The organism is Larkinella soli (assembly GCF_003703975.1).
Classification (GTDB): Bacteria; Bacteroidota; Bacteroidia; order Cytophagales; family Spirosomataceae; genus Larkinella; species Larkinella soli.
This window is the reverse complement of record NZ_QTJY01000005.1, coordinates 12,183-34,416: the sequence shown is the minus strand read 5'-3', so window position 1 is coordinate 34,416 and position 22,234 is coordinate 12,183. Positions and strand designations below refer to the sequence as shown.

At 57.6% G+C, this 22,234-nt stretch carries 24 protein-coding genes; 13 read left to right on the top strand and 11 right to left on the bottom strand.

Going from position 1 to position 22,234, the window contains the following annotated elements; translation table 11 throughout:
* Together DX909_RS13865 and DX909_RS13860 are read left to right on the top strand one after the other, a co-directional pair.
* Window positions 1-1,872, top strand: coding sequence for a 3-keto-alpha-glucoside-1,2-lyase-like domain-containing protein (locus DX909_RS13865; RefSeq protein ID WP_229311044.1), 1,872 nt, complete (start codon window positions 1-3; stop codon window positions 1,870-1,872).
* A 41-nt stretch (window positions 1,873-1,913) separates the two neighbouring features.
* The gene (locus DX909_RS13860) at window positions 1,914-3,971 is read left to right on the top strand and encodes a c-type cytochrome (protein ID WP_128545781.1); all 2,058 of its coding nucleotides are present in this window, start codon (window positions 1,914-1,916) and stop codon (window positions 3,969-3,971) included.
* Between the two features lie 96 nt (window positions 3,972-4,067).
* Here the strand turns inward: DX909_RS13860 and DX909_RS29905 are convergent, their stop codons facing one another.
* Both DX909_RS29905 and DX909_RS13850 read right to left on the bottom strand, forming a co-directional pair.
* The gene (locus tag DX909_RS29905; protein ID WP_128545780.1) at window positions 4,068-4,202 is read right to left on the bottom strand and encodes a KGG domain-containing protein; all 135 of its coding nucleotides are present in this window, start codon (window positions 4,200-4,202) and stop codon (window positions 4,068-4,070) included.
* A 175-nt stretch (window positions 4,203-4,377) separates the two neighbouring features.
* The gene (locus DX909_RS13850) at window positions 4,378-4,914 is read right to left on the bottom strand and encodes a DUF2911 domain-containing protein (protein ID WP_128545779.1); all 537 of its coding nucleotides are present in this window, start codon (window positions 4,912-4,914) and stop codon (window positions 4,378-4,380) included.
* A 252-nt stretch (window positions 4,915-5,166) separates the two neighbouring features.
* Between DX909_RS13850 and DX909_RS13845 the strand changes: the two genes are divergently transcribed.
* The 6 genes from DX909_RS13845 to DX909_RS13820 all read left to right on the top strand — a co-directional run bounded on the left by DX909_RS13845 (window position 5,167) and on the right by DX909_RS13820 (window position 10,609).
* Window positions 5,167-6,153 (top strand): YheT family hydrolase, encoded by a 987-nt coding sequence (locus tag DX909_RS13845; RefSeq protein ID WP_128545778.1) that lies wholly within the window; start codon window positions 5,167-5,169, stop codon window positions 6,151-6,153.
* 29 nt (window positions 6,154-6,182) lie between these two features.
* The gene (locus DX909_RS13840; protein ID WP_128545777.1) at window positions 6,183-6,470 is read left to right on the top strand and encodes a nucleotidyltransferase family protein; all 288 of its coding nucleotides are present in this window, start codon (window positions 6,183-6,185) and stop codon (window positions 6,468-6,470) included.
* Window positions 6,463-6,816: a HepT-like ribonuclease domain-containing protein gene (locus tag DX909_RS13835; protein ID WP_128545776.1), complete on the top strand. Its 354-nt coding sequence runs from the start codon at window positions 6,463-6,465 to the stop codon at window positions 6,814-6,816. The genes DX909_RS13840 and DX909_RS13835 overlap by 8 nt, the downstream gene beginning before the upstream one ends.
* A gap of 5 nt (window positions 6,817-6,821) precedes the next feature.
* Window positions 6,822-8,726 carry a phosphoglycerate dehydrogenase gene (gene serA / locus DX909_RS13830; RefSeq protein WP_128545775.1) on the top strand — a complete coding sequence of 635 codons (1,905 nt, stop codon included), beginning with the start codon at window positions 6,822-6,824 and terminating at the stop codon, window positions 8,724-8,726.
* 60 nt (window positions 8,727-8,786) lie between these two features.
* Window positions 8,787-9,863 carry an aminotransferase class V-fold PLP-dependent enzyme gene (locus tag DX909_RS13825; RefSeq protein ID WP_128546023.1) on the top strand — a complete coding sequence of 359 codons (1,077 nt, stop codon included), beginning with the start codon at window positions 8,787-8,789 and terminating at the stop codon, window positions 9,861-9,863.
* Between the two features lie 113 nt (window positions 9,864-9,976).
* Window positions 9,977-10,609: a hypothetical protein gene (locus DX909_RS13820; RefSeq protein ID WP_128545774.1), complete on the top strand. Its 633-nt coding sequence runs from the start codon at window positions 9,977-9,979 to the stop codon at window positions 10,607-10,609.
* A 2-nt stretch (window positions 10,610-10,611) separates the two neighbouring features.
* On the opposite strand, the gene DX909_RS13815 is transcribed toward DX909_RS13820, so the two are convergent.
* Both DX909_RS13815 and DX909_RS13810 read right to left on the bottom strand, forming a co-directional pair.
* On the bottom strand, window positions 10,612-11,427 hold the full coding sequence (locus tag DX909_RS13815) for a hypothetical protein (protein ID WP_128545773.1): 816 nt from the start codon (window positions 11,425-11,427) through the stop codon (window positions 10,612-10,614).
* Between the two features lie 69 nt (window positions 11,428-11,496).
* Window positions 11,497-13,533 carry a M13 family metallopeptidase gene (locus tag DX909_RS13810; protein WP_128545772.1) on the bottom strand — a complete coding sequence of 679 codons (2,037 nt, stop codon included), beginning with the start codon at window positions 13,531-13,533 and terminating at the stop codon, window positions 11,497-11,499.
* Window positions 13,534-13,867: 334 nt separating this feature from the next.
* On the opposite strand from DX909_RS13810, the gene DX909_RS13805 reads away from it, so the two are divergent.
* The gene (locus DX909_RS13805; protein WP_128545771.1) at window positions 13,868-14,413 is read left to right on the top strand and encodes a GNAT family N-acetyltransferase; all 546 of its coding nucleotides are present in this window, start codon (window positions 13,868-13,870) and stop codon (window positions 14,411-14,413) included.
* On the opposite strand, the gene DX909_RS13800 is transcribed toward DX909_RS13805, so the two are convergent.
* Complete coding sequence (locus DX909_RS13800; protein ID WP_128545770.1) at window positions 14,404-14,751, bottom strand: DoxX family protein; 348 nt, start codon at window positions 14,749-14,751, stop codon at window positions 14,404-14,406. The two genes, DX909_RS13805 and DX909_RS13800, sit on opposite strands and share 10 nt — an antisense overlap.
* Before the next feature lie 146 nt (window positions 14,752-14,897).
* On the opposite strand from DX909_RS13800, the gene DX909_RS13795 reads away from it, so the two are divergent.
* Complete coding sequence (locus tag DX909_RS13795) at window positions 14,898-15,695, top strand: SDR family oxidoreductase (protein WP_128545769.1); 798 nt, start codon at window positions 14,898-14,900, stop codon at window positions 15,693-15,695.
* Window positions 15,696-15,700: 5 nt separating this feature from the next.
* On the opposite strand, the gene DX909_RS13790 is transcribed toward DX909_RS13795, so the two are convergent.
* From DX909_RS13790 to DX909_RS13780, 3 genes are all read right to left on the bottom strand, one after another.
* Window positions 15,701-16,873, bottom strand: a complete 1,173-nt coding sequence (locus tag DX909_RS13790; protein WP_128545768.1) for a glutathionylspermidine synthase family protein — start codon at window positions 16,871-16,873, stop codon at window positions 15,701-15,703.
* The gene (locus tag DX909_RS13785; RefSeq protein ID WP_128545767.1) at window positions 16,873-17,352 is read right to left on the bottom strand and encodes a hypothetical protein; all 480 of its coding nucleotides are present in this window, start codon (window positions 17,350-17,352) and stop codon (window positions 16,873-16,875) included. Before DX909_RS13785 ends, DX909_RS13790 begins: the two co-directional genes overlap by 1 nt.
* 128 nt (window positions 17,353-17,480) lie before the next feature.
* Window positions 17,481-18,095 (bottom strand): Cj0371 family chemotaxis-regulating polar lipoprotein, encoded by a 615-nt coding sequence (locus tag DX909_RS13780; RefSeq protein WP_128545766.1) that lies wholly within the window; start codon window positions 18,093-18,095, stop codon window positions 17,481-17,483.
* Between the two features lie 172 nt (window positions 18,096-18,267).
* On the opposite strand from DX909_RS13780, the gene DX909_RS13775 reads away from it, so the two are divergent.
* The 3 genes from DX909_RS13775 to DX909_RS13765 all read left to right on the top strand — a co-directional run bounded on the left by DX909_RS13775 (window position 18,268) and on the right by DX909_RS13765 (window position 20,757).
* Window positions 18,268-19,377: a hypothetical protein gene (locus DX909_RS13775; RefSeq protein WP_128546022.1), complete on the top strand. Its 1,110-nt coding sequence runs from the start codon at window positions 18,268-18,270 to the stop codon at window positions 19,375-19,377.
* 277 nt (window positions 19,378-19,654) lie between these two features.
* A complete protein-coding gene (locus DX909_RS13770; protein ID WP_128545765.1) occupies window positions 19,655-20,059 on the top strand; it encodes a hypothetical protein in 405 nt (134 codons plus the stop codon).
* 119 nt (window positions 20,060-20,178) lie between these two features.
* Entirely contained in the window at window positions 20,179-20,757 is a 579-nt protein-coding gene (locus DX909_RS13765; RefSeq protein WP_128545764.1) for a collagen-like triple helix repeat-containing protein, read from the top strand.
* An 82-nt stretch (window positions 20,758-20,839) separates the two neighbouring features.
* On the opposite strand, the gene DX909_RS13760 is transcribed toward DX909_RS13765, so the two are convergent.
* From DX909_RS13760 to DX909_RS13750, 3 genes are all read right to left on the bottom strand, one after another.
* Entirely contained in the window at window positions 20,840-21,088 is a 249-nt protein-coding gene (locus DX909_RS13760; RefSeq protein ID WP_128545763.1) for a hypothetical protein, read from the bottom strand.
* A 92-nt stretch (window positions 21,089-21,180) separates the two neighbouring features.
* Window positions 21,181-21,573 carry a DUF4174 domain-containing protein gene (locus DX909_RS13755; protein ID WP_128545762.1) on the bottom strand — a complete coding sequence of 131 codons (393 nt, stop codon included), beginning with the start codon at window positions 21,571-21,573 and terminating at the stop codon, window positions 21,181-21,183.
* Between the two features lie 200 nt (window positions 21,574-21,773).
* Window positions 21,774-22,151, bottom strand: a complete 378-nt coding sequence (locus DX909_RS13750) for a co-chaperone GroES (protein ID WP_128545761.1) — start codon at window positions 22,149-22,151, stop codon at window positions 21,774-21,776.
* Between the last annotated feature and the right edge of the window lie 83 nt (window positions 22,152-22,234).

Here is a 22,234-nt window from a genome sequence, read left to right as displayed (position 1 = left end):
ATGACTACCACATTTGCCCGACTGCTGATGGGCGTCGGGTGGGTATGCAGCGCCGGCCTGGCATTCGCCCAGCCGGCCGGCAGCGCGTCCGCCCAGGCCGGAATGTCGGCCCTGCCACTCAACGACTTAAGTGCTTTTCCGAACATCGGAAAGAACTGGTCCATCGTCGGCGACGTGACCGCCGATCTGGCAAAGAACAATGCCCTGACTTCCTCCAAAGGAACCGGTACGCTGGTGAATCTGCCCGACGACAAGAACAAGAGTAACCTGGTGACCGCGCTTCAGCACGGGGACGTCGATCTGGAACTGGATTATATGATCGCCAAAGGGTCGAACTCCGGCATCTATCTGCAGGGCCGCTACGAAGTCCAGCTGCTCGACAGCTGGGGCGTCAAAATCCCGAAAGCCGGCGACAACGGCGGTATCTACGAGCGTTGGGACGACAGCCGTCCCGAAGGGCAGAAAGGCTACGAGGGCCATGCGCCCCGCCAGAACGCCAGCCGTGCCCCCGGCCTGTGGCAGCACCTGCGCATCTCCTTCCAGGCTCCGCGCTTCGACGCCGGCGGCAAAAAAATCGAAAACGCCCGCATGCTGCTCGTCGAACTGAACGGCGTCACCATCCACGAAAACGTCGAACTGACCGGCCCGACCCGCGGCCCGATCGCCAACGACGAAAAACCGATGGGGCCCCTGCTCATTCAGGGCGACCACGGCCCGGTGGCGTTTCGCAACATCATGATCAGGAACTACGATAAACCGCGCCCTGAACTGACCAACCTGAAATACGCCGTGTATAAAGGGAAGTTCGACAAGGAGCCGGATTTTGCCAAACTGCCCCCCGAAGCCGAAGGGTCTTCCGTCATCCTGAGCTCGAACGTAACCCGCATTCCGAACGAATTTCTGATCCGGTATACCGGCACGCTGAAGGTGAAGGAACCCGGCGAATATGCCTTCAACCTCGGCACGGCCGGCGGGGGCGGCCTGATGAAAATCAACAACCAGGTGGTGATCAACCCCGGTGACCGGGGCGGCCGCGGCCGGATTACCCTGCCCGCAGGCGACGTGCCGTTCGAACTAATGTATGCCAAATTCATGGACTGGGCCAAACCGTCCATCGGCCTGGCGGTTTCCGGCCCCGGCATCCGGGAATACCTCATCAGCGATGCCGGCAGCAGCGTGGAGAATGAACCCGTCGAACCGATCATGATCGACGCTCCGTCGAATACCATTCTGCGGAGCTTCATGGATCTGCCCAACGTCCGGACGGCGCAGGGACGCCCGATGCGGGTCGTTCATGCGGTTTCGGTCGGCAGCCCGGAGCGCGTTCATTACACCTACGATATGGACAAAGGGGCCCTCATTCAGGTGTGGCGCGGTCTGTTCCTCGACGCGACGCCCATGTGGCACAGCCGGGGCGACGGCTCTTCGCGGCCGAGCGGCATGGTGCAGCGCATGGGCGCACCGGTGCTGACGATCGGCCGGCTGGCCTCTCCGCAGGCGCCCTGGGCCGCCGATACCACCGGCAGCGGTTTCCGGCCGAAAGGCTACATGCTCGACGAAAGCGACCGGCCCACGTTCCGCTACGGCGTCTACGGCGCTGCGGTGGAGGATGCCATCCGGGTGCTGGAGAACGGCCAGGGGGTCCGCCGGGACATTTCGGTGCAGAACCCGTCCGGTGATCTTTTCGCCCGACTGGCTGAAGGCAGCACCATCGAAACGCTGCCCAACGGGATGTATGCCGTCGACGGGAAAAGCTATTACCTGCGGGTCGATGACGCCGGGGGAGCCAAACCCAGCGTTCGGAGCGTCGGCAGCCGCCAGGAACTGATCGTTCCGGTGCGGGGTAAACTGAGTTATTCGATCCTGTTTTAATCATTCCGCACCGGGGCCGGTGCGCTAAAATATCGTTTCCTATGTCTTTCAATGGTATTACTCATTTCCGCCGGACCGCCCTCAGCCTGCTGCTGTCGGCCGGGATCGCTTCGGTGGGCTGGGCGCAGGAATCGCCCAAGGAGGAAGATTTCTACAAAATCATGCGGGTGGTCGCTCCGGAAGGCACGCTGCTCGAAGTGGGCGGCATGACCCTGCTGCCCAACGGCGACCTGGGCGTGGCGACCCGCCGGGGCGATGTGTTCATCGTCGAGAACCCGACCAGCCGCCGGCCTTTCTTCCGCAAATTCGCTTCGGGCCTGCACGAGATTCTGGGTCTGGCCTACAAGGACGGGGCCCTCTACTGCGCCCAGCGCGGGGAGCTGACCAAACTGGTCGACGCCAACAAGGACGGCAAGGCTGAAATTCTGGAGACGGTTTATGCCTGGCCGGTGTCGGGCCATTACCACGAATACAGCTTCGGGCCGAAAATCGCCCCCGACGGCTCCTTTTTCGTGTCGGGTAACGTGGCCTTCGGCGACGAGCAGTGGTGGCGGGGCGAAAGCCGCGTCCCCTGGCGGGGGTGGATCTTCAAGATTACGCCCGCCGGCCAGCTTGAACCCTGGGCCACCGGGGTCCGATCTCCGTGCGGCCTCGGCATGATCGACGGTGAACTGTTCTACACCGACAATCAGGGCGACTGGATGGGGTCGGGAGGGGTCTGGCACGTCAAAAAAGGCGCGTTCATGGGCCACCCGGCCGGTCTGCGCTGGTCGGGCGCTCCGAACTCTCCGGTTAAACTGACCACCGAGCAGCTGTATGCCAAAATCGACCCGCGCGACAACCGTGACGAGCGCGGCCGGGCCATCAAGCCAGAAAACGTCGTTGATGAGAAATTTCAGACGCTTTTCGAAATGAAAAAGGAGTTTCCGGAAGTGCAGCTGCCGGCCGTCTGGCTTCCGCACGGCATTCAGGGTATCTCCAATTCCGAGATCGTGCAGATTCCGCAGGGCGCCTTCGGTCCGTTTGCGGGCCAGCTGCTGGTCGGTGATCAGGGCCAGAGCAAGATTACCCGGGTATTCCTGGAAAAGGTGAACGGTGAGTTTCAGGGCGCTTCCTTTGACTTCCGCAGCGGTTTCCGCTCGGGCGTCCTGCGGATGGCCTGGGGCCGGGACGGTTCGCTTTTCGTCGGTGAAACCAACCGCGGTTGGGGTTCGGCGGGCGATGCCGACGAAGGGCTTCAGCGCCTGGTCTGGAACAACCAGATGCCGTTCGAGATGCGGTCCGTTCGGGCCATGCCGGACGGGTTCGAGGTAGAATTCACGATGCCCGTCGACCGCAAATCCGCTGAAGACCTGGCATCATATGCGGCCGAAAGCTTCGTTTATAAATACCATCCGGTTTACGGTAGCCCGACGGTGAACAAGGAAAAATGCGAAGTGAAGGGCGTCAAAGTATCGCCGGACGGCCTGAAGGTCCGCGTGATCGTGGACAACCTGCGCCAGTACTATATTCATAACCTGACGCTCGACGGCGTTCGGTCGGTCGAAGGGTCGTACTCGCTGGTTCACCCGACTGCTTATTATACGCTGAACAACATTCCGGACGGCCAGAAACTGGCGCTGTCGGAGGTGAGCACCCGCAACTCGGCCGCAGCGTCGTCCACCCCGGCGGCTTCTTCCGCTCCGGCGGCTCCGGCCAAAAAGGGCGCTCCCGCCAAAGCGGGTGCAAAAGCCGGCGTCAAGACGGCGGCCACCCCAGGCGCTCCGACGGCGAAAACGGCTACGGCCATTGCCAAAGCCCCGACGCTGGAGGAGATCAAGCCGCTGCTGAACCGGCACACCTGCTCGGCCTGCCATAACGCCGAACGCCGGCAGGTAGGACCGGCGTTCGCCGACGTCGCCAAGCGCGGGTATTCCAACGAGAAGATCGTGGAGCTGATCTATAATCCGAAGCCGCAGAACTGGCCCGATTATGCTACCGAGATGCCGCCCATGCCGCAGGTGCCGAAAGCCGATGCCCTGAAGATCGCGGCCTGGATCAATTCGCTGGCGGCTCCGGCCAAAGGCGGTGCGGCCGCCAAAAATGCCGACGAGCCCTGATCGATTACCGGCGAATAAACACCGGTAGAAAAACAGAGGACCGGAAGCCTGCCCTTTTCCAGGGGCCGGTTTCCGGTCCTTTTGTTGTGTAATTAATCATTTGCTGGAGCTTTTACGGCTCGTGTTCTCGGAATTGCTGTTTTTGCCCTTGTTCTGGCCACCTTTTCTCCCAGCCTCTCTTGCCCGTTCCGGATCGTCGGCGAAATTGCCTTTTCCTTTCGTGTTAGCCATGATGGTACCTTTTTAGTTGAACAATCGATGAAATCCACAATCTGATGCGGATTGTGTGCGGTATTAAGCGGAATGTCCGGCGAAATGTTTATTAAAATTTCTGAGAGGGAAGGGGGAAGGAAAAGAAAAACCCGGTCGTCGGACCGGGTTTTGTATTCAGGGAAAGAAAGGACGATCAGTTCGTACCGCCGGCGGCTTTCACCGGAATCGAGATCATCGCCTGATCCCAGGCGATGGTGACGTCGGAGTCGGTCGGTGTGATGGTCAGCTTTTCAACCGGCGCCTTGTTGCTTTTGGCCGGCACCTTGATCTGGGCGACATCCTGACCTTTTACCTTTTCGTAGTCGTAGGCACCCCACTGGCCGAGTTTGCTGTTCAGGATCACGGTCCACTCTTTTTCGTCGGGGATGGTGAACAGCGTATACGTACCGGCTTTTACCATTTTGTCACCAAACATCACATCTTTGGCGAAGGAAATCTCGGTGGCTTCATTAGCGCCGGTGCGCCATACTTTGCCGAATTTTTCCAATCCGCTCGGGCCGAAGATGACGCGGCCCCGTTTTGAAGGCTGCCCATAAGCAATCTTTACGGTTTTGCTCGGGCTTTCGGCCGTTACCCGGGGACTCATCGGGGCGCTATTGCCCTGAGCCAGCACCTGGGAGAACAGAGCTGAAACAATCAGCATCGTCATCAGCAACAATCCTCTTTTCATAAATTTCAAAAGGTTTTTAGTGAATACAAACAGTGCAAATAAAACGATTCTTGGATGATTTATGTACACCGAAAGTTTAATCGGTCGAGAATCTTAGTTAAATGGTCCGTCGAATTTATTGAAATATTATAGGATAAAAAGGAATCTAATTGAGAAAATGAGCCGCGAAGGGCGGTTTGCCGCCCTTTTTCCGTCTTCCTTTTCCCAATCCCCGCCTAACCCGTTATTTTTGTAGTTCACGCAGGAGAACGTATGCCGCTGATTGCTCCATCGGATTATCGCCCGCCCGCTCATTTGTGGAACGGCCACCTCCAGACCATTGTCCCTTCGCTGTTCCGGAAGGTGGAGGTGGCCTATACCCGCGAGCGGATCGAAACGCCGGACGACGATTTTCTGGATCTGGACTGGAGTGTTTCCGCAGTCGGCTCCCGGCCGCCGTCCGCAGCCCCGCTGGTGCTTCTGTCGCACGGGCTGGAGGGCGACAGCCGGCGGCAGTATCTGGCCGGTATGGTCAGGCACCTGACGGCCCGGGGCTACGATTGCCTGGCCTGGCATTACCGGAGCTGCAGCGGGGAGATGAACCGCCAGGTACGGTTTTATCACCTCGGCGAAACCGGTGATTTAGATTTTGTTATACAACACGCCCTGCAACGCGGCTATCGGGAAATTTATCTGATGGGCTTCAGCGCCGGGGGCAACGTCACTTTAAAATATCTCGGCGAGCAGGGAAAAGCCGTTCATCCGTCGCTGAAAAAGGCGGTGGTTTTTTCGGTTCCGCTGCATCTGACGAGCGCATCCCGCCGGCTGGAAGCCTGGGACAGCCGGATCTATAACATCCGGTTCAACCGGACGCTGAAGCGGAAGGTGCTGGAGAAAGCCGCCCTGATGCCGAACGCCATTCGGACCGAGGGACTCCGCAGCGTCCGGACGCTGCGGGAGTTCGACAATTATTTTACGGCCCGGCTGCACGGGTTCCGCGACGCGGAAGATTATTACCGGCAGAGCAGTTCATTGCAGTATCTGGACCGGATTACCATTCCGACACTCATCGTCAACGCTAAAAACGATCCTTTTCTGTCGCGGGAATGTTTCCCGGAAGACCTGGCCCGGCAGTTACCCTGCGTCTGGATGGAATTTCCGGCCGAGGGCGGCCACTGCGGTTTCGCTCCGGCCGACCGGCGGAATCCGGTTTACTGGTCCGAACAGCGGGCGTTGCGCTTTTTGAAAGGTATTGGTTAAAGTGAAACGGCTATATTTCCGGCAATCTTATGAATGCTGAAGCGATCAAGGAAATTCTGAAAGCCAACAAGGAGGCTTTATTTCAGCGTTATCCGCTCAAAACCATGGCCTTGTTCGGCTCCTATGCCGACGGGACGGCTACGGAAGAAAGCGATGTGGATATTATGGTTGAATTTAGTCAGCCGGTTGGCTTCGAAGTGGTCGATCTGGCCATTGAACTGGAGGAATTATTGCATAAACGCGTCGATCTAATCACCCGAAAAGCAATCAAACCCAGTTTAATGAGCTTTGTCAGCAGGCAATTGCAATATGTCTGAACGCTCGAATTTGGTTTTGCTGGCCGATATGGTGGAAGCTATCGAAGCGGTTCGCAATTATACGGAAGGGCTGGATTTCGACACCTTTATGAGTGCGCCTATGGTCCGCGATGCGGTCGTCAGAAACGTTCAGGTTTTAGGTGAAGCTGCCAACCGGGTTGCAAAACCTTTTCGGGAGCAGCACCCTCAGATCGAGTGGATGCGTATTATCCGGTCGCGCCATGTTCTGGTTCATGATTACTTTGGGATTGACTACGAAATAGTCTGGAAAATCATAAGTGTTCATTTTCCACCGCTTCGGCAGGCGCTGGAAGAGATTATAAAAGCCGAAAATAGCCGGCAGTAAGCCATATGGTAACCAAAACGCTCGAACAAACGTATTTCGTCATCGACTTCGACAGCACCTTCACGAAGGTCGAAGCGCTGGACGTTCTGGGGGAAATCTCTCTGGCCGGCAACCGCGACCGGGAGCAGATTCTCGAGGAGATCAGGATCATTACCGACCGGGGGATGTCGGGCGAGATTTCGTTGTCGAAATCGATCGAACTCCGGCTGAAGCTGCTCAATGCCCACCGGTCCCACCTGCCCGCCCTGATCGAAACGCTGGGCACCAAAATCTCCGACTCCTTTCAGCGGAACCGGCAGTTTCTGACCGAACACGCCGACCAGATCTACATCGTTTCGAGCGGCTTCAAGGAGTTTATCGTGCCGATCGTCACGCTCCTCGGCATTAAGGAAGACCACGTCTTTGCCAACACGTTCGTCTACGACGGGGAAGGCAACATCGTCGGCTGCGACTGCGATAACCCGCTGGCCTCCGACCGCGGCAAGGTCGAGCTGATCCGGAACCTGAATCTCGACGGAGACATTTACGTGATAGGCGACGGTTATACCGACTACGAGATCAAGGAATCGGGTCTGGCGAACCGCTTCTACGCCTTTACGGAGAACGTTATGCGACCGAAAGTCATTGAAAAAGCCGACCATATCGCGCCCTCGCTGGACGAGTTTCTGTATCATAACAAGCTGAGTCGCAGTCAGTCGTATCCGAAAAGCCGGATCAAGGTTCTGCTGCTCGAAAATGTCCACCCGGTGGCCGTTCAGCTATTCGAGAGCGAAGGGTTCCGCGTGGAAATCCTGAAAGGCGCCCTGGACGAAGACGAACTGATCGAAAAGATTCGCGACGTCTCGATCCTCGGGATCCGTTCCAAAACCCAGGTAACGAGCCGCGTGCTGGAGGCCGCCAACAAACTGATGTGCATCGGTGCGTTCTGCATCGGCACGAACCAGATCGATCTTAAAACCTGTACGAAGAAAGGCATTGCGGTCTTCAACGCCCCCTACAGCAACACCCGCTCGGTGGTCGAACTGGCGATTGGGGAAATCATCATGCTGATCCGGAACATCGTACCGAAAAGCAACAAGATGCACGAGGGCGTCTGGGACAAATCCGCTAAGAACAGCTTCGAGGTGCGCGGGAAGAAACTGGGCCTGGTGGGCTACGGCAACATCGGGACGCAGTTGTCGGTGGTTGCCGAAGCACTCGGGATGGAGGTGTATTTCTACGACATCGTGGACAAGCTGGCGCTGGGCAACGCCCGGAAATGCAAAACGCTCGACGAACTGCTGGCCGTGGCCGACATCATCAGTCTTCATACCGACGGTCGGGCCAGCAACAAAAACCTGATCGGCGCCCGGGAGTTTTCGCTGATGAAAAACGGCGTGATCTTTCTGAACCTGTCACGGGGCCATATCGTGGACGTTCCGGCGCTGGTCGAGGCCCTGAAGAGCGGGCAGGTGGCCGGTGCGGGCGTGGACGTATTCCCGTACGAACCGAAAACCAACAACGAGGAGTTCGTCAGCGAACTGCGCGGCCTGCCGAACGTCATCCTGACCCCGCACATCGGCGGCAGCACCGAGGAAGCCCAGGAAAACATCGGGAATTTTGTGCCGGGTAAACTGCTCGAATACATCAACAACGGCAGCACCTACGGCAGCGTCAACTTCCCCGAGCTGCAACTGCCGCTCCTGAAGGATTCGCACCGCCTGCTGCATATTCACGCCAATATGCCGGGGATTCTGGCGAAGATCAACGCCATTTTCGCGCGCTACGACATCAACATTCAGGGGCAGTATCTGAAAACCACCGAGGAGATCGGCTATGTGATCACCGACGTGGCCAAGAACTACTCCGATGAGGTCGTCGGTGAACTTCGAAATATCGAGAATACGATCAAGTTCAGATTGCTGTATTGAGTCATGAACCGGAACGCCGGCCCGAAACCGGCGTTCCTGCACCCCTATCTCAGCCATTCGATGAAGCAAGTGTACTTTACGGCCGGTCCTGCCGAATTATACCCGACGGTTTACGCGCACCTTCAGGAGGCCATGGACCGACAGATCGGGTCGATTTCCCACCGGAGTGCCCAGTTTCGGAGCATCTACCAGTTTTGCGCCGAGCAACTGCGGGCTCTGATGAGCATCCCCGAGACCCACGGTATTTTCTTTACGGGTTCGGCTTCCGAGGTCTGGGAGCGGGTGCTGCTCAATTGCGTCGAGCACGAAAGCTTTCACCTCATCAACGGGTCGTTTTCCAAAAAATTCTGCGAATACGCCACGGCCGTCCACAAGTACACCCACAAGCAGGAAAAACCGTTCGGCGAAGGGTTCGATTACGGTGAGGTCGAAGTGCCGGAATACGCCGAACTGATCGCCGTTACGCAGAATGAAACCAGCTCGGGGGTGCAGATGCGGACCGTCGACATTCACAAACTGAAGCGAAGCAATGGCCGGAAGCTGATGGCCGTCGATATCGTCTCGTCGGCCCCATATCCCGACCTTGACTTCTCTCTGATCGATTCCGCTTTCTTTTCCGTTCAGAAGGCGTTCGGCCTGCCGGCGGGGCTGGGCGTCTGGATCGCTAATGAAAAGTGCCTCGAAAAAGCGGAGCTGCTCAGACACGGTGACCAGACCATCGGGGCGCACAACAGCCTCCCCCTCCTCTGGAAGAACTTCAAAAACTACGAAACGCCGGCCACGCCGAACGTGCTGCTGATCTACCTGCTGGGCAAAATCGCCGAAGACTTCAACCGCATCGGCGTGGAAACCATCCGGAAAGAGACGGAGGAGAAAGCGAAATCACTGTACAAATTCATTGAAAATCACCCCCTTTTCGAACCTTTCGTGAAGGAGGAGCGGCATCGGTCCCGGACGGTCGTCGTGGCCACTACCAAAAAACCGTCGTCCGAAATTATTGCGAAGGTGAAAGAAAGCGGCATGGTGATTGGCAGCGGCTATGGGCAGTTCAAGGATTCGCAGATCCGGATCGCCAACTTCCCGGCCACGAGTGCCGGGCAGGTCGGCCGGTTGATCGACGTCCTCGGGAAACTCTGAGCAGACCGGCTGCAGGGTTTCTTTCGATGGAAACGAACGCTTCACCAAATAACATTTTGTTTTCTGTCCGGTTTACGTTCTGAGATCACCTCAACGCGTAACGAAAAACCGGTATGAAACAACTATTCAGTCTGCTGATCGGCCTCTTTCTCTTTTCGATAACGGCCCGGGCGCAGAATGCCGACACGCTCCGTACCGACACGACCACCGTCACCCGACCACCGGCCAGGATCGCTTCGGACACGATACCTTCCTACGAAAAGCCCAAAACCGGCCTCGACTGGTTCTGGAGGAGCGCCGGCTTCGGCGGAGCCTCCCTGGGTTTTGGTCTGGGCCAGGGACAGGGCCTGTATGCCACCCTCAGCCCCCGCCTGGGCCTGTTCATTCAGGATGGGTTTGCCATCGGCCTGCGGGGTTCCTTCGAGCGCCGGGCCAGCACCAGTTACCGGGCCAACTCCGGCGGTGCCTTTGTGCGCTACTATCCCCTCCGGGGTAATTTCTTTGCCTTCGGGGAAGCCGGCTTCAACATCGGTAAATATAGTTCGAGTAATGTCGGCCCGGACGACAGCCGACGGTTCAGTAACCTCAACATCGGCCTGGGAGTCGGCTTTCGGGCGTCGGGAGGGCTCGGGCTGGAACTGATGATCGAAAATAATTATTACGACAAAACGCCGGTTTTTGCCGGCCGCAACCGGGGGCCACAGCTGAAGGTCGGGGCCAACTTCCACATCGGCGCCCGCCGGTAAGGCTATAGAAGCGGCCGGCCGCGCAGGGCACCCATCAGAATCAGAACGGTGATGAACGCATAGGCAGCCGCCATGCCGACCACAACCGCGCCCGGCAGCCGGGGATTGTTGCGTAACAGCAGCAACGTGGCGATGGGCAGCACCTGAATGGCGTGCATCCCGACGAAGTGGGCGATGCGCAGATCCCCTGCCGTGCTGCTCCAGTTCACGAACGGCAGCCCAGGCCCTCCGTCCGGAGCGCCGACCGTATGCGCCATCCTTCCGACCATTAAGAATCCCTGTAGACTCGCCAGCACGAAAATCAGCAGGCCCAGCCGGATGCTCCAGAGGAAAGCCGGCGGCATTCCCGGAATGGCCGGCTGGAGGAAGAACCGGATCATGACAAACGCCACCACGAACGTATTGATCATGATCAGGATACCCATAATATTGAACAGAAGCCCGTTCAGCGGGGTGCTGATGTTGAAGTGCGACGTCTGCCCCCGGGCGGCCTGGGCGATGATGATGCTTATTTCGGGAACCATCACCAGAATCACGATGGCCTGCACCCAGAAGCGGCCCCGCGGCCCCAGGTCCGAATACGTCAGCAGCCAGGCCAGCGTGAGCGTATAGATCGCGATCGAAATGGCGAACTTCATCGGTTTGATCCAGAGGCTGACGCCCATCAACTGCCGCGAATCGAGCAGAGCAGCTACCCCCAGCACCACGAACAGGACAAGATGACCCAGACCCAGCAGCCAGAGCGGACGGCTGTCCAGCTGGATGCGGTGCAGGATGGCGGACAAGGAGGCCGTATCGGCCAGTACGGGTGGTTCCATGGGAAAGAAAAAGACGTACCGTGAAGATACGTCTTTTTCGCCGGGTTCCCTCCGGCCTACAGCGGGTTCTTACCAGACTTTGGTCTGATCGACTTCCGGCTTGTACATGCGGTCGCCCGGTTTTACGTTGAAGGCCTGGTAGAAAGGCACAAAGTTGGTCAGCGGCCCGTTCACCCGGAATTTGGCCGGTGAGTGCGGGTCGACCTGCACCCGGACGCGCTGGTCTTCGTCGCGGATCTTGATGCGCCATACCTGCGCAAAACCAAGGAAAAACCGTTGTGCGGGCGTAAAACCGTCTATTTTCTCGTTGCTCTTGCTCTGGTCGGTGAGCCTGAAGGCGTCGAAGGCAATGGCCAGCCCGCCCAGGTCGGCCAGGTTCTCGCCCAGCGTTAGCCGCCCGTTCAGTTTGAGGTTGTTCAACACCGTGTAGTTGTTATACTGGTTAACGACCTGGTTGGCCTTCGCCGTGAACTTGTCGGCATCGGCTTTCTGCCACCAGTCGCGCAGGTTGCCGTTGACGTCGTACTGGCGGCCCTGGTCGTCGAACAGGTGCGTCAGTTCGTGGCCGATTACCATCCCGATGGCCCCGTAGTTGATCGCATCGTCGGCGTCCTTGTCGAAGAACGGAAACTGGAGAATACCGGCCGGGAAAACGATCTCATTGAACGACGGGTTGGCGTAGGCGTTCACTTCCGGTGGCGTCATGCCCCATTCAGAGCGGTCCACCTTGTTGTCGATCTTGGCGAAGTCCTCCCTGATGTCGTGCCTGCGGGCGCTCTGCACATTCCCGAAATAATCGTTCCGTTTGATGGTCACGTCCGAATAGTCCTTCCACTTGTCGGGGTAGCCGATCTTTTTGGTAATGCCGTCCAGCTTGACCAGCGCCGTTTTTTTCGTCTCCGGCGACATCCAGTCCAGCCGCTCGATCCGGCTTCGGTAGGCCTTCTGGAGGTTGTTGACCAGCGTGAGCATCCGTTCCTTGGCTTCGGGCGTAAAGTATTCCTTCACCCAGAGCTGGCCCAGCAGTTCGCCCAGATAGGTGTCCGTATTTCCGGCCACCCGCTTCCAGCGTTCGGAAAGCTGGGGCTGACCCGACAGGGTCCGGCCGAAGAAGTCGAATTTGGCGTTGACGAAAGGCGAGCTCAGCAGGGTGGCGTTGTGGTCGATGTAGTTGAACGCCAGCTTATCCTGCAGCACGTCGATGGGCGTCGAGGGCAGGAGGCTGCTCAGGGCCTGATAATACTCCGGCTGGCTCACCAGCACCGTGTCGGTTTTGACGGTCATGGTGTTCAGGAACGACCGCCATTCGATGTTGGGCGTCAGTTTGTTCAGCTCGGCGACCGTCAGTTTGTGATAGTTTTTGATCGGGTCGCGGAGATCGGCGGGCGCTTTGTGCGATTTGGCGAGGGCGGTTTCAAAGGCCAGAATGCCTTCCGCTTTTTTCCGGGCGGCTGTCGAGTCGGTGCCGGTCAGGGTAAACAGCCGGGTGATGTAGCTGACGAAGGCCGCCCGGACTTTCTTCGTTTCATCGTCGGTCTTGAAGTAATAATCCTTCTCGGGAAGGCTCAGACCGCTCTGATAAAAGTTGATGCGGTTGAGGGTGCTCTGCCGGTCGTCGGGGCCGACGCCCAGCCCGAAGAGGGCCCCGCCCCGGTTGGCTTCGTCGGCAGCCATGTAGTTCAGCACCTGTTTGTAATCCTTCAGGGCGGCAATCTTCGCCAGTTCGGCCTTCAGCGGGTCGTAGCCCAGCTTTTCAATGGTGGCCGTGTCCATTCCGCTGGCGAAGAAATCACCGACTTTCTGCTCGACGCTGCCGGCGCTGTGATCGCCCGAGGCCGCCCGCTCCAGGATGGCTTTGGTTTTCTTCTGGTTTTCTTCGTACAGGGTGTAAAAAGAACCCCAACCCGTCTGATCCTCAGGTATTTTGCTGTTTTTTACCCAGTTGCCGTTGGCGAAGCTGAAAAAGTCGTTGCCGGGCCGGATGGTCGTATCCATCCCCGAATTGTCGAAGAAAGTGGTACGTACCGATTCGTCTTTTTCCTTCCGGCAGGCGCCGAACAGGAGTATCCCGGTAACGGCCAGCCACAGTGGTTTTTGAAGGTTCATTGGGCTAAAATGTTGTAAGTCGTTTAGGTAAATCGCTAAAAATAGCAATATTCCGGTTTTTCAGACGTCCTCCAAACCGGGGGATATTGATGACCGGACAATCAAATGCTTCACGGATAGATACTTGCATAGTTGCACATTTACGAATTTTGATGCTATTTTTGTGCAGTTTAAAACAACTGCCTCTGAATACCTCTCTTCTTTCCGGCTTCCGGCCTGGACTGGTATACTGATTGACCCGTCACGGGACGCTCCCGTCATGGGACGCTTCGTCACCCGAAAGGTGTCCCGATTTCTCATTGTCTTTTTCGTCAATCATTGATCATTCCATCCCATGTTTACTCTTTTTTCCGATCGGCTTCAGCTGATACCGCTTACTTTATCTGATCTCCGGCTGCTCGCTGAAAGCCGCCATGAATTCGAAACCACCTATGGTCTGGCTCTTTCCGACCTCGCACTCAATCCTGAGTATGATTTTATGGACGAGTTCACGGAGACCCTGACTTCCTACGTCATCCCGGCGGTGGAAGCCCACCCCGACGCCTGGTTTCGGTATACCTCCTGGCTCATCGTCCACCGCGAACGGAACCTCACCATCGGCGGGATGGGCGGAACCGGGGCGGCCGACGAAAACGGGCAGGTCATGTTCGGCTATTTCATCGACCGTAAGTTCGAGGGACAGGGCTTTGCCAGCGAAGCCGCCGGGCGTTATGTCCGCTGGCTGTTCGAATTCGACGACGTCAAAGCCGTCATTGCCGACACGCCCGCCGAACACCAGGCCTCCCAGAAGGTCCTGATCCGCAACGGCTTCGAATCGGCCGGTCCGGTGGAGGAGGGTCTTCGCTGGATTCGATACCGCCCGGAAACCGTTCAGGTGTAAAGCCAGGCCCACCAGATCAGAACGCCCTGCAACGGTAACCGGGCCCACAGAATCCACTGCGGGATATCGGGGAACCTACCGGACGTGGCCATGTAGAGATTGGCCGGAAAAACTGCAATCAGTAACAGAATGAGTCCCCACGCGGCTGCGGAACGGGTTGCCGGAAACAGCAACCCGATTCCCAGCACGATCTCGGCGGCCCCACTGAGGCTCACCATCAGGGCCGGGTAGGGAATGTAGGGCGGCATGATCCGGAGGTAGGTTCCGGGCCGGATAAAATGAAGCACACCCGAAACGATGTAAATGGCCGCAATGCTGTACAGGCTTAGGTAATTCATGAGCTAAAGATGCAATATTCTGCCGAACAACCGTCGGGTCGGACAAACCGCACAACCGGAGCCGCGAAATTCGATAAGTATTTCCGGAATTTCTTAACAAAAGTACCCTCCCGGTCTATTATGTAATGTACACAATGCTACTACACATGGTAAGTCAGGAAAAAGAACTGGCGGGGAAAGTCGCTTTGATTACCGGTGCCGGATCGGGCATTGGAAAAGCCGCAGCCCTGCTGATGGCCCGAAAAGGGGCCAGAGTGGCCGCGCTGGGCCGGTCGGAAAAGGAACTTCAGGAAACCGTAGAGCAGATTGGCCGGGACGGGGGTGAGGCCGTCGCCTTGCTGGCCGATATATCCGATGCGGCCCGGATGCAGGCGGTTTATCAGGAACTGGAAAGCCGGTACGGGGCGCTGCACATCGTTTTTGCCAATGCCGGAGTGAACGGCGTCTGGACGCCCATTGAGGAACTGGAGCCGGAAGAATGGGACAAAACGATCAACATCAACCTGCGCGGCACTTTTCTGACGGTCAAATACGCCATTCCGCTGCTGAAGCGCAACGGCGGCTCGATCATCATCACGGCCTCCGTCAACGGCACCCGGATTTTCAGCAATACCGGGGCCACGGCCTATTCCACGACCAAAGCCGGTCAGGTGGCCTTTACACAGATGGCCGCGCTCGAACTGGCCAAACACCGCATCCGCGTGAACGTGATCTGCCCCGGTGCAATCACCACCCGAATCGACGAAAACACGGAAAAGCGCGACCTGGAATCGGAACGGGAACCGGTCGAGTTTCCGGAAGGCAAAATACCGCTGACCGACGGCCAGCCCGGCAGCAGCGAGCAGGTGGCCGAGCTGGTGCTGTTTCTGGCCTCCGACCGGGCCAGCCACATTACCGGCACCCCGATCTGGATCGACGGGGCCGAATCCCTGCTGATGGGCTGAGCCGCCTACGCGATGACGTGCCCCACGAACTGGGCGCCGTTGTCGAGAATGACGCCCCCGCGCCGGAACCCAAGCCCGCAGCCTTCTCCGGCATAGAAGACGCCGGCCTGGTAGTGGTTTCCGGCGCCGTCGCGGGGCATCTCCACAAATTCCTGGTAGATCCGGTCGTAGTCGCCGTACTCGCCCGGCGCTTCGGCTTTTACCCCGCCGTCCGTATCCAGAATGCGGACGTTGGCTCCCTCCCGCCCGAAAAACACTTTCTCGACATAAGGCCGGTCGGTCAGCGGCCCGTTTTCGGTTTTGAGCAGCAGGGGATGATACGGGAACAGTTCCCACATGACCTTCAGGATGTATTTCGACTGAAACAGCAGCGTGTAGGCCGGATTTAGGATCAGCACCTGCCGTCGGCGCACGGCTTCGGTCAGCATCCGGGCCAGTTCAGGCTCTTCAAAACCGATGTACTCCCAGGGCAGCAGCTTGAACCAGAAGTCGAACTTATCGAACTGCCCGCTCTCCGGATTATGTCTGAAAACGCCTTCCTCAGCGGAAAATTCAACCTTGTCGACGTATTCGAAATCCACCGAAAAGCCGGCTTCGCGGGCGGCTTCACCCAGCACGGCCACGTTGCTGTCGTCTTCCGGGTAGCCGCGCATGGCCGATAGCAGGAGGGAAGGGTTGAGATCGGCGTTCTGTTCGCGGAGTTCCCGGAACTGCCTGACCAGAGTTTCGTAGACGGCGTTGAACTGCTGCTGTTCGTCGAGGCCGTTGGCCAGGAGGTGGGCATACTGCACCACCGCCGTTTCGGGAATGCAGGTGGCCGTGTCGGCATTGAACTCGATCAGTTTAATGGGCTGCCCGTCGATGCCCCCGGCCAGGTCGAAGCGCCCATAGAGGTGGATGTGCCGGTCGTCGTTCCATGAGAGCCGGATCAGCTCGACGAGGTTGTCGGGGATGCCCAGCTCGGCGAAGCGGTTAGTATCGATCACGTGCTGGGCGGCTTCGACCAGCATTTCAAACAGTTGGTTGGCGGCATCGTAGTAGGCTTCTGCCTCCGCCGATTCGACCACAACGGCCTCGTTGGTGAGGTAGGGGAGGGTGTCGGTGCCGAGCATCCAGTCCCAGCCGATGTTGCGAAGCTGCGGAATCGGAGATACCGGTAAGGAACGGGTCTGAATCATCAGGAAAAAAAGGTAAACATCGACGGTTTGGTCACCATCAGGTAGATGGTCAGACCGGCCAGCAGGGACGAAAGCCCCTCACGAACGGGCCAGTCGGGTGAAAAGAATATCTGGTTTTGCTTTACGATGGCTCTCGGCTCCCCGTCGGCGCTGCTCCAGAGCCAGCGGCTCCGGAACACGTTGGAGGCATTGAACCGCATCTCGCGCCCGTCGTGGAACCGGAGGTAGCGCCGGCCCCACCAACCGCTGCGGACGTCGGCAATGAGCTCGCCGTCCGTGTCTTTGATGTGCAGGGTCGTAAAGAGCGACTGTCGCTGGATCGTATAGGTTCCGTACTGGGTTTCAAGCGTGGCGCTGACCTGCCCGTTGATGGTCAGGACTGCCCTGGGCATGCCGAGTTCCGAGTAGATTTCATACCGCTCGGCCGTGGAAGGCTGAATCCAGTTCAGGATGGTTCGTTGCTGGGGGGCCGGATGCATTCAGTTGAGTAAAAAGTATCGAATAACGTTAGCGATGAAGTGAAACGGACACGCCGTTCCTAACCATACTGAATTAACGATTTTCACCAACCGTTATTCGATCCTCCTTCCTCCTTCCTGCAATTCTTTTACGAAGAAAAGCCTCTGTTCCGGCCACCGCCGAAGAACCCGCTGCGGCCCCCCGACGGCCGCCCGACGCGCGAAGCCCGCAGGTTATCACCGATCCGGCTCGCGCGTTCGTATACCCTCGGGTTGGTGTAAGAACCTGAGCTGTAGCGCTGTTCATACCCGTAGCGGGGCGTGGTGGAACGGCCGAGCATATACCCCAGGCTTCCCCAGAGCAGGGCATTGGCCAGACCGTTGGAATGGTAACCCGCATAGGCTCCGGGGTTGTTGAAGTACTGGCTCGTCGAGGCATCGCTCTGCACCAGCCGGCGGGCGGCTTCGACGCTCAGCGTATCGCGGTGGCCGTCGGCGTAGTTGACGACGGCACCGGCCTGCGAGGGGCCTACCTGGACTTCGTCCGTGATTTTAAAGTTTCCCGGGCTGGTTTCGGTGATATAGGTGCGGACGCCACGGCCGAAGGAATCCCGGCTTTGTTCGTAGCCCGACTCCTCGTCGTTGCGGTTATTGCCGCAGCTTTGCAGCACCACCGAGCCGTTGAGCAGGGCGATGGTCAGGGTGGTTCCGAGGGTAATGTCTTTTACCCGGCGGAGAATGGAATGTTTTCGGACTGGAGTCATCTTCGTTCAGGGCCGTACATAAACCTGAAACTACAATGACCGCGTTCAGGTTGCAAGAATTTACCGGATGAGTGGAACCGGGCGGGGCCGTGGGGACCGCCGGGCGGGCTGAATGGCGGAAGTTCGAAGCAGGCTGCGCGGTTTTCGGGAACCGTCGTATTTTTGGGCCGGTATGCCGGATAACTACCATCTGATCAGCGAACAAATCGACCGCATCGCCGGACTTCAGTCCGGCGGGGACCGGTATTTTCCGGCGGGATTGTTCCCCTCTTACCGCGCCAATCCGCTCTGGCTGGGCTACCGGCGGCCCGACGCCAACGTGTTCTTCACCGCCATCACGGTCTTTACGCTCCGGAGCCTCCTGTTCCGGCTCCCGGAACCGGACCGGAAGAAGGTGGAGGCCATGACCGCCCGAGCCGTACGGACCTACCCCGACTTCCGGAACAAGGACGGCCTGAAAACTTATAATTTCTACCGGACACCCCGCAACGGCCGGCCCTCCGGCCACTTTCCGAACGGCCGCCTGCTGCACCGCCTGGACCATTTCCGGCTGCCCGACGATGCCGACGATACGGCCATGATCTACCTGACAACCAGCCCTTCACGAGAAGAATTGCTGTGGCTCAAGGAGAAGCTGGCCGGCCACGCCAACCTTGCCACCCGGCAGGTTCGGAATACGTATGCAGACTACCGTTCGTTGCGGGCCTATTCGACCTGGTTCGGGAAGGCGATGTATGTGGAGTTCGACGCCTGCGTGCTGAGCAACCTGCTGTACTGCATTTACCGCTACGACCTGCCGCTAAACGATCACGATCTGGACAGCCTGACTTTCATCCGGTCGGTGATCGAAACCGGTCGGTATCGCCGGGAGCCGTTTCGCTGCTCACATTCCTACCCCCGCACGGCCCTGATCCTGTACCATGTGGCCCGGCTGCTGGCGGCTTTCCATCCGGGACCGCTGGCGGGGCTGGGCAGCCGGCTGATCGAGGATGGTTTTGCGCTGCTACAGCGGACGGATCTGCCGAAGATGGACCGCCTTGTCGTGTCCAGTTCGCTCCTGCGGCTGGGCGAAAAACCGGCTCTCATCGACCTGGCGGCCTTTTCCGGGGACGACCTCCGTGATTATTCGTTCTTCATCGCCGGGATGCTGACGGCCTACGAGAACCGGCTGCTGTACCGGCTGGCTCCGTCGCGGGCCGTGCGGATGACCTGGACCTGCGAAGCCCACACCCGCGCCCTGCTGACGGAATATCTCGTTCTCTCAGAGAATGAGTCCGTATAATAAGTTCAGCTTTCCTGTCCGGGTTTTGTAGAGTATATTCAAGTTCTGTTTACTCGCCGATTCCTACCTCTGACCGTTACGAATTAAACCTCCTTGGCCGACAAGGATTTGCACTCTGAAATGATTTCAGGGTGCCGGATTTGCTTTCCGGATCCCGGCTCTGGTCGGGAAATAACCGATAATCGCTTTTGATAACCGCTTTAAACTTTTTAGGGCGGAACCGGTTTGTGAAATGCATGTAAAACTTTTCTTTCATTAATATAATTCTACCACCTCTATGACACGTCAACAAACCATATCCTATCTGCAGAGCCAATACCGCCAGCTCAGCGAACGGTGCGACCAATGGGCCGCCTTCACCGTTGATCCGGCATTTGCGCGACTGCTCCGGGGGCAGGCGGCTTTCTACCGCCAGCTCGCCAATGATCTGGTGCCTTCAACGATTACGGCGTCGCGGCAGCAACTGAAAGCGACGATGGAATGGCTGGCGGCTCTTTATCTGCAACGGGACGACGTGTTGGTAGCCAGTGCCTGTTACCGGGCCATGAAGCCGCTGATCGGTTTTTACCAGTCACTGCTGAAGGACCCGTCCGTTCCGAGCGATCTCAAACAACTGGCTGACCAACACTATGCCATGATCAACCGGGGGGCGACCGTCATGCACCGCATGATGATGGTTTAACTCCCCGTGGGGCTTACTAACCCGATAAACGCATGCCTTTCGATGCCACTGCCTCCGGGCGGTGGCATTATTTTTATAAATTCAGGCCATTTTCATTGAAAACACAATTGAAATCCTGCATGAAAAGACGTTTGCGACTACTGACGACCGCATTGATGGCCGGTTTAGTGATCATTGGTTCCTGCCGCGGGCCGGAGGGACCGGAAGGCCCGAAAGGGGACCCCGGTACACCGGGAGCGCCAGGGACGCCCGGAACGCCGGGGGCGAAAGGGGACAAGGGCGACAAGGGGGATAAAGGACAGGACGGCAGTTCAAACGTTCAGCAGATCAACTTCCCCGCCCAGGGCCACGACGGCACGAAAGACATGGTGCTGAAAATGCCCGCTTCCATTACGCGCGAAATTGTCGAAAAAAGCCTGTTTTATGTGTATGTGAAGCAGTCGTTCCAGGATGAAAACGGCCAGGAGCAAACCTACTGGTTCGGAGTTCCCGGCGAAACTCAGCGCGGCAACCAGTACGTTCAGTTTGTCGTCGCGGGAGGGGGCCAGACGGCCTCGGCGGTCTTCATTCGCCGGACGGCTACCTTCGTCGCCGGCGTCGAACCCTTCGAAGCCATCCGTGTGCTGGTCGTCACGGCCAACACCGTCTCCAACGGCCGTCAGGCCGCGCCGGACCTGAGGGAATTTTTAAATGATTGAATGATGGAATTGTTGAATGATAGAATGGGCTTCGCAGTGCAGAATAGGCAGCGCCCATTCAATCATTCTATCATTCAACAATTCAACAATTTAAAATGTCGTCCGGCAACAGGGGCAGATAGGGGGTCAGCGGCTCGGTGGAAGTGAAGGCGGAAACTCTCAGAAGGCGGTTTCCGAGCGTGTCGTACTTCAGTTCGACGTAAAACATATCCAGCGCATACAGCAGGTAGATATGCGTCTCTTCATAGCGGTTGGCCAGGACGGAGCCGCGAAACCAGAGTTGTTCCTGTTGGTGGTCGTGTGGGAGTGTCAGAAAATCCTCCAGCGTCATGTGAGATGGGACTTTGGCCTAAATATCCATATTTTTCTCACCTCGGCAAGCGTTTTTCTGAAAAACCCGGCGGGCGGTAGCCGGGAAAAAGCCTACTGCTTCTTCATTTCTTCCTGCCGCATCGGCATACTGTCCACGATTTTGAACAGTTCCTGCGGATCGAGGGGTTTTTTGAAGGTATGTTTGATGCCGCCGTCCTTGCCGATCAGCCAGCCCTGAAAATCCTCCGCCAGATTCAGTTTGAACGGTCCCTCGACCAGATACCGCCGGTCGGGTTCTTCCAGGGTATAATCTACCAGTACGATCACGTCCATCTCCCGTTCGGCCAGTTCCTGCACGATGTTTTTCGGGTGCAGGGCTTCCTGCTGTTCGATGATAAAATGCTGGCTGAGGTGACGACCGTACAGAACCAGTACGCGCCGGTGGTTACGTTTTTCTTCCAGAATCGCCTTGAGCGACTTGTTCAGATTAGCTACACTTTCCATAGTTCCGATTAGAGTAATACTAAGCAGTATACCCATTAACCACCCGATGCGCATAGTGTTTGAAAAGTTTGGGAGTGGAGGGGGTCGGGAGTTAGGGTGTTTGGGAGTCTGGGAGTTGGGGAAGTTGCCATCCCTTTAACTCCTTAACCATAAACCCCCAACTCCTAAACTCCTCCACTCTCAAACCCCTAAACTCTCTGTTACTCAAATAGGTTTTCGGAACGTTCCAGCAGGAGGATGGCCGACTGTGGGACGATAAGGTATTTTTCGCCTTCGTATTCCAGTTCGATGGCGTTGCGCTGCAGGTAGATGGCCAGATCGCCCTCCTGAGCCTGGAGGGGCATGTATTTTACTTTTTCTTCGGTTTCCTTCCAGGGTTCGTCCTCGACGGGCGCCGGAATCGGGTAGCCCGGCCCGACCTTGATGATGTACCCGCTTTGCACCTGCTCCTTTTCCTGCACGGTCGCCGGCAGGTACAGCCCGCTGTTGGTGCGGTCGTTCGGACTTTTTGGTTTGATCAGCACCCGATCGCCTACCACGAGCAATCGTTTCAATCGGTTATCTGCCGTTATTTCCATTCTGATAGTATTCGGTATTGAGTTGACAGTAGTACAGTATAAAAAGCCGCCCTGCAAGAATCAGGCAAACCCGTCGACCCGAC

Bases quoted from the DNA above. Each gene is read 5' to 3' on its own strand.
- DX909_RS13865 (WP_229311044.1), top strand. From the start codon at position 1: ATGACTACCACATTTGCCCGACTGCTGATGGGCGTCGGGTGGGTATGC.
- DX909_RS13860 (WP_128545781.1), top strand. From the start codon at position 1,914: ATGTCTTTCAATGGTATTACTCATTTCCGCCGGACCGCCCTCAGCCTG.
- DX909_RS29905 (WP_128545780.1), bottom strand. From the start codon at position 4,202: ATGGCTAACACGAAAGGAAAAGGCAATTTCGCCGACGATCCGGAACGG.
- DX909_RS13850 (WP_128545779.1), bottom strand. From the start codon at position 4,914: ATGAAAAGAGGATTGTTGCTGATGACGATGCTGATTGTTTCAGCTCTG.
- DX909_RS13845 (WP_128545778.1), top strand. From the start codon at position 5,167: ATGCCGCTGATTGCTCCATCGGATTATCGCCCGCCCGCTCATTTGTGG.
- DX909_RS13840 (WP_128545777.1), top strand. From the start codon at position 6,183: ATGAATGCTGAAGCGATCAAGGAAATTCTGAAAGCCAACAAGGAGGCT.
- DX909_RS13835 (WP_128545776.1), top strand. From the start codon at position 6,463: ATGTCTGAACGCTCGAATTTGGTTTTGCTGGCCGATATGGTGGAAGCT.
- serA (WP_128545775.1), top strand. From the start codon at position 6,822: ATGGTAACCAAAACGCTCGAACAAACGTATTTCGTCATCGACTTCGAC.
- DX909_RS13825 (WP_128546023.1), top strand. From the start codon at position 8,787: ATGAAGCAAGTGTACTTTACGGCCGGTCCTGCCGAATTATACCCGACG.
- DX909_RS13820 (WP_128545774.1), top strand. From the start codon at position 9,977: ATGAAACAACTATTCAGTCTGCTGATCGGCCTCTTTCTCTTTTCGATA.
- DX909_RS13815 (WP_128545773.1), bottom strand. From the start codon at position 11,427: ATGGAACCACCCGTACTGGCCGATACGGCCTCCTTGTCCGCCATCCTG.
- DX909_RS13810 (WP_128545772.1), bottom strand. From the start codon at position 13,533: ATGAACCTTCAAAAACCACTGTGGCTGGCCGTTACCGGGATACTCCTG.
- DX909_RS13805 (WP_128545771.1), top strand. From the start codon at position 13,868: ATGTTTACTCTTTTTTCCGATCGGCTTCAGCTGATACCGCTTACTTTA.
- DX909_RS13800 (WP_128545770.1), bottom strand. From the start codon at position 14,751: ATGAATTACCTAAGCCTGTACAGCATTGCGGCCATTTACATCGTTTCG.
- DX909_RS13795 (WP_128545769.1), top strand. From the start codon at position 14,898: ATGGTAAGTCAGGAAAAAGAACTGGCGGGGAAAGTCGCTTTGATTACC.
- DX909_RS13790 (WP_128545768.1), bottom strand. From the start codon at position 16,873: ATGATTCAGACCCGTTCCTTACCGGTATCTCCGATTCCGCAGCTTCGC.
- DX909_RS13785 (WP_128545767.1), bottom strand. From the start codon at position 17,352: ATGCATCCGGCCCCCCAGCAACGAACCATCCTGAACTGGATTCAGCCT.
- DX909_RS13780 (WP_128545766.1), bottom strand. From the start codon at position 18,095: ATGACTCCAGTCCGAAAACATTCCATTCTCCGCCGGGTAAAAGACATT.
- DX909_RS13775 (WP_128546022.1), top strand. From the start codon at position 18,268: ATGCCGGATAACTACCATCTGATCAGCGAACAAATCGACCGCATCGCC.
- DX909_RS13770 (WP_128545765.1), top strand. From the start codon at position 19,655: ATGACACGTCAACAAACCATATCCTATCTGCAGAGCCAATACCGCCAG.
- DX909_RS13765 (WP_128545764.1), top strand. From the start codon at position 20,179: ATGAAAAGACGTTTGCGACTACTGACGACCGCATTGATGGCCGGTTTA.
- DX909_RS13760 (WP_128545763.1), bottom strand. From the start codon at position 21,088: ATGACGCTGGAGGATTTTCTGACACTCCCACACGACCACCAACAGGAA.
- DX909_RS13755 (WP_128545762.1), bottom strand. From the start codon at position 21,573: ATGGAAAGTGTAGCTAATCTGAACAAGTCGCTCAAGGCGATTCTGGAA.
- DX909_RS13750 (WP_128545761.1), bottom strand. From the start codon at position 22,151: ATGGAAATAACGGCAGATAACCGATTGAAACGATTGCTCGTGGTAGGC.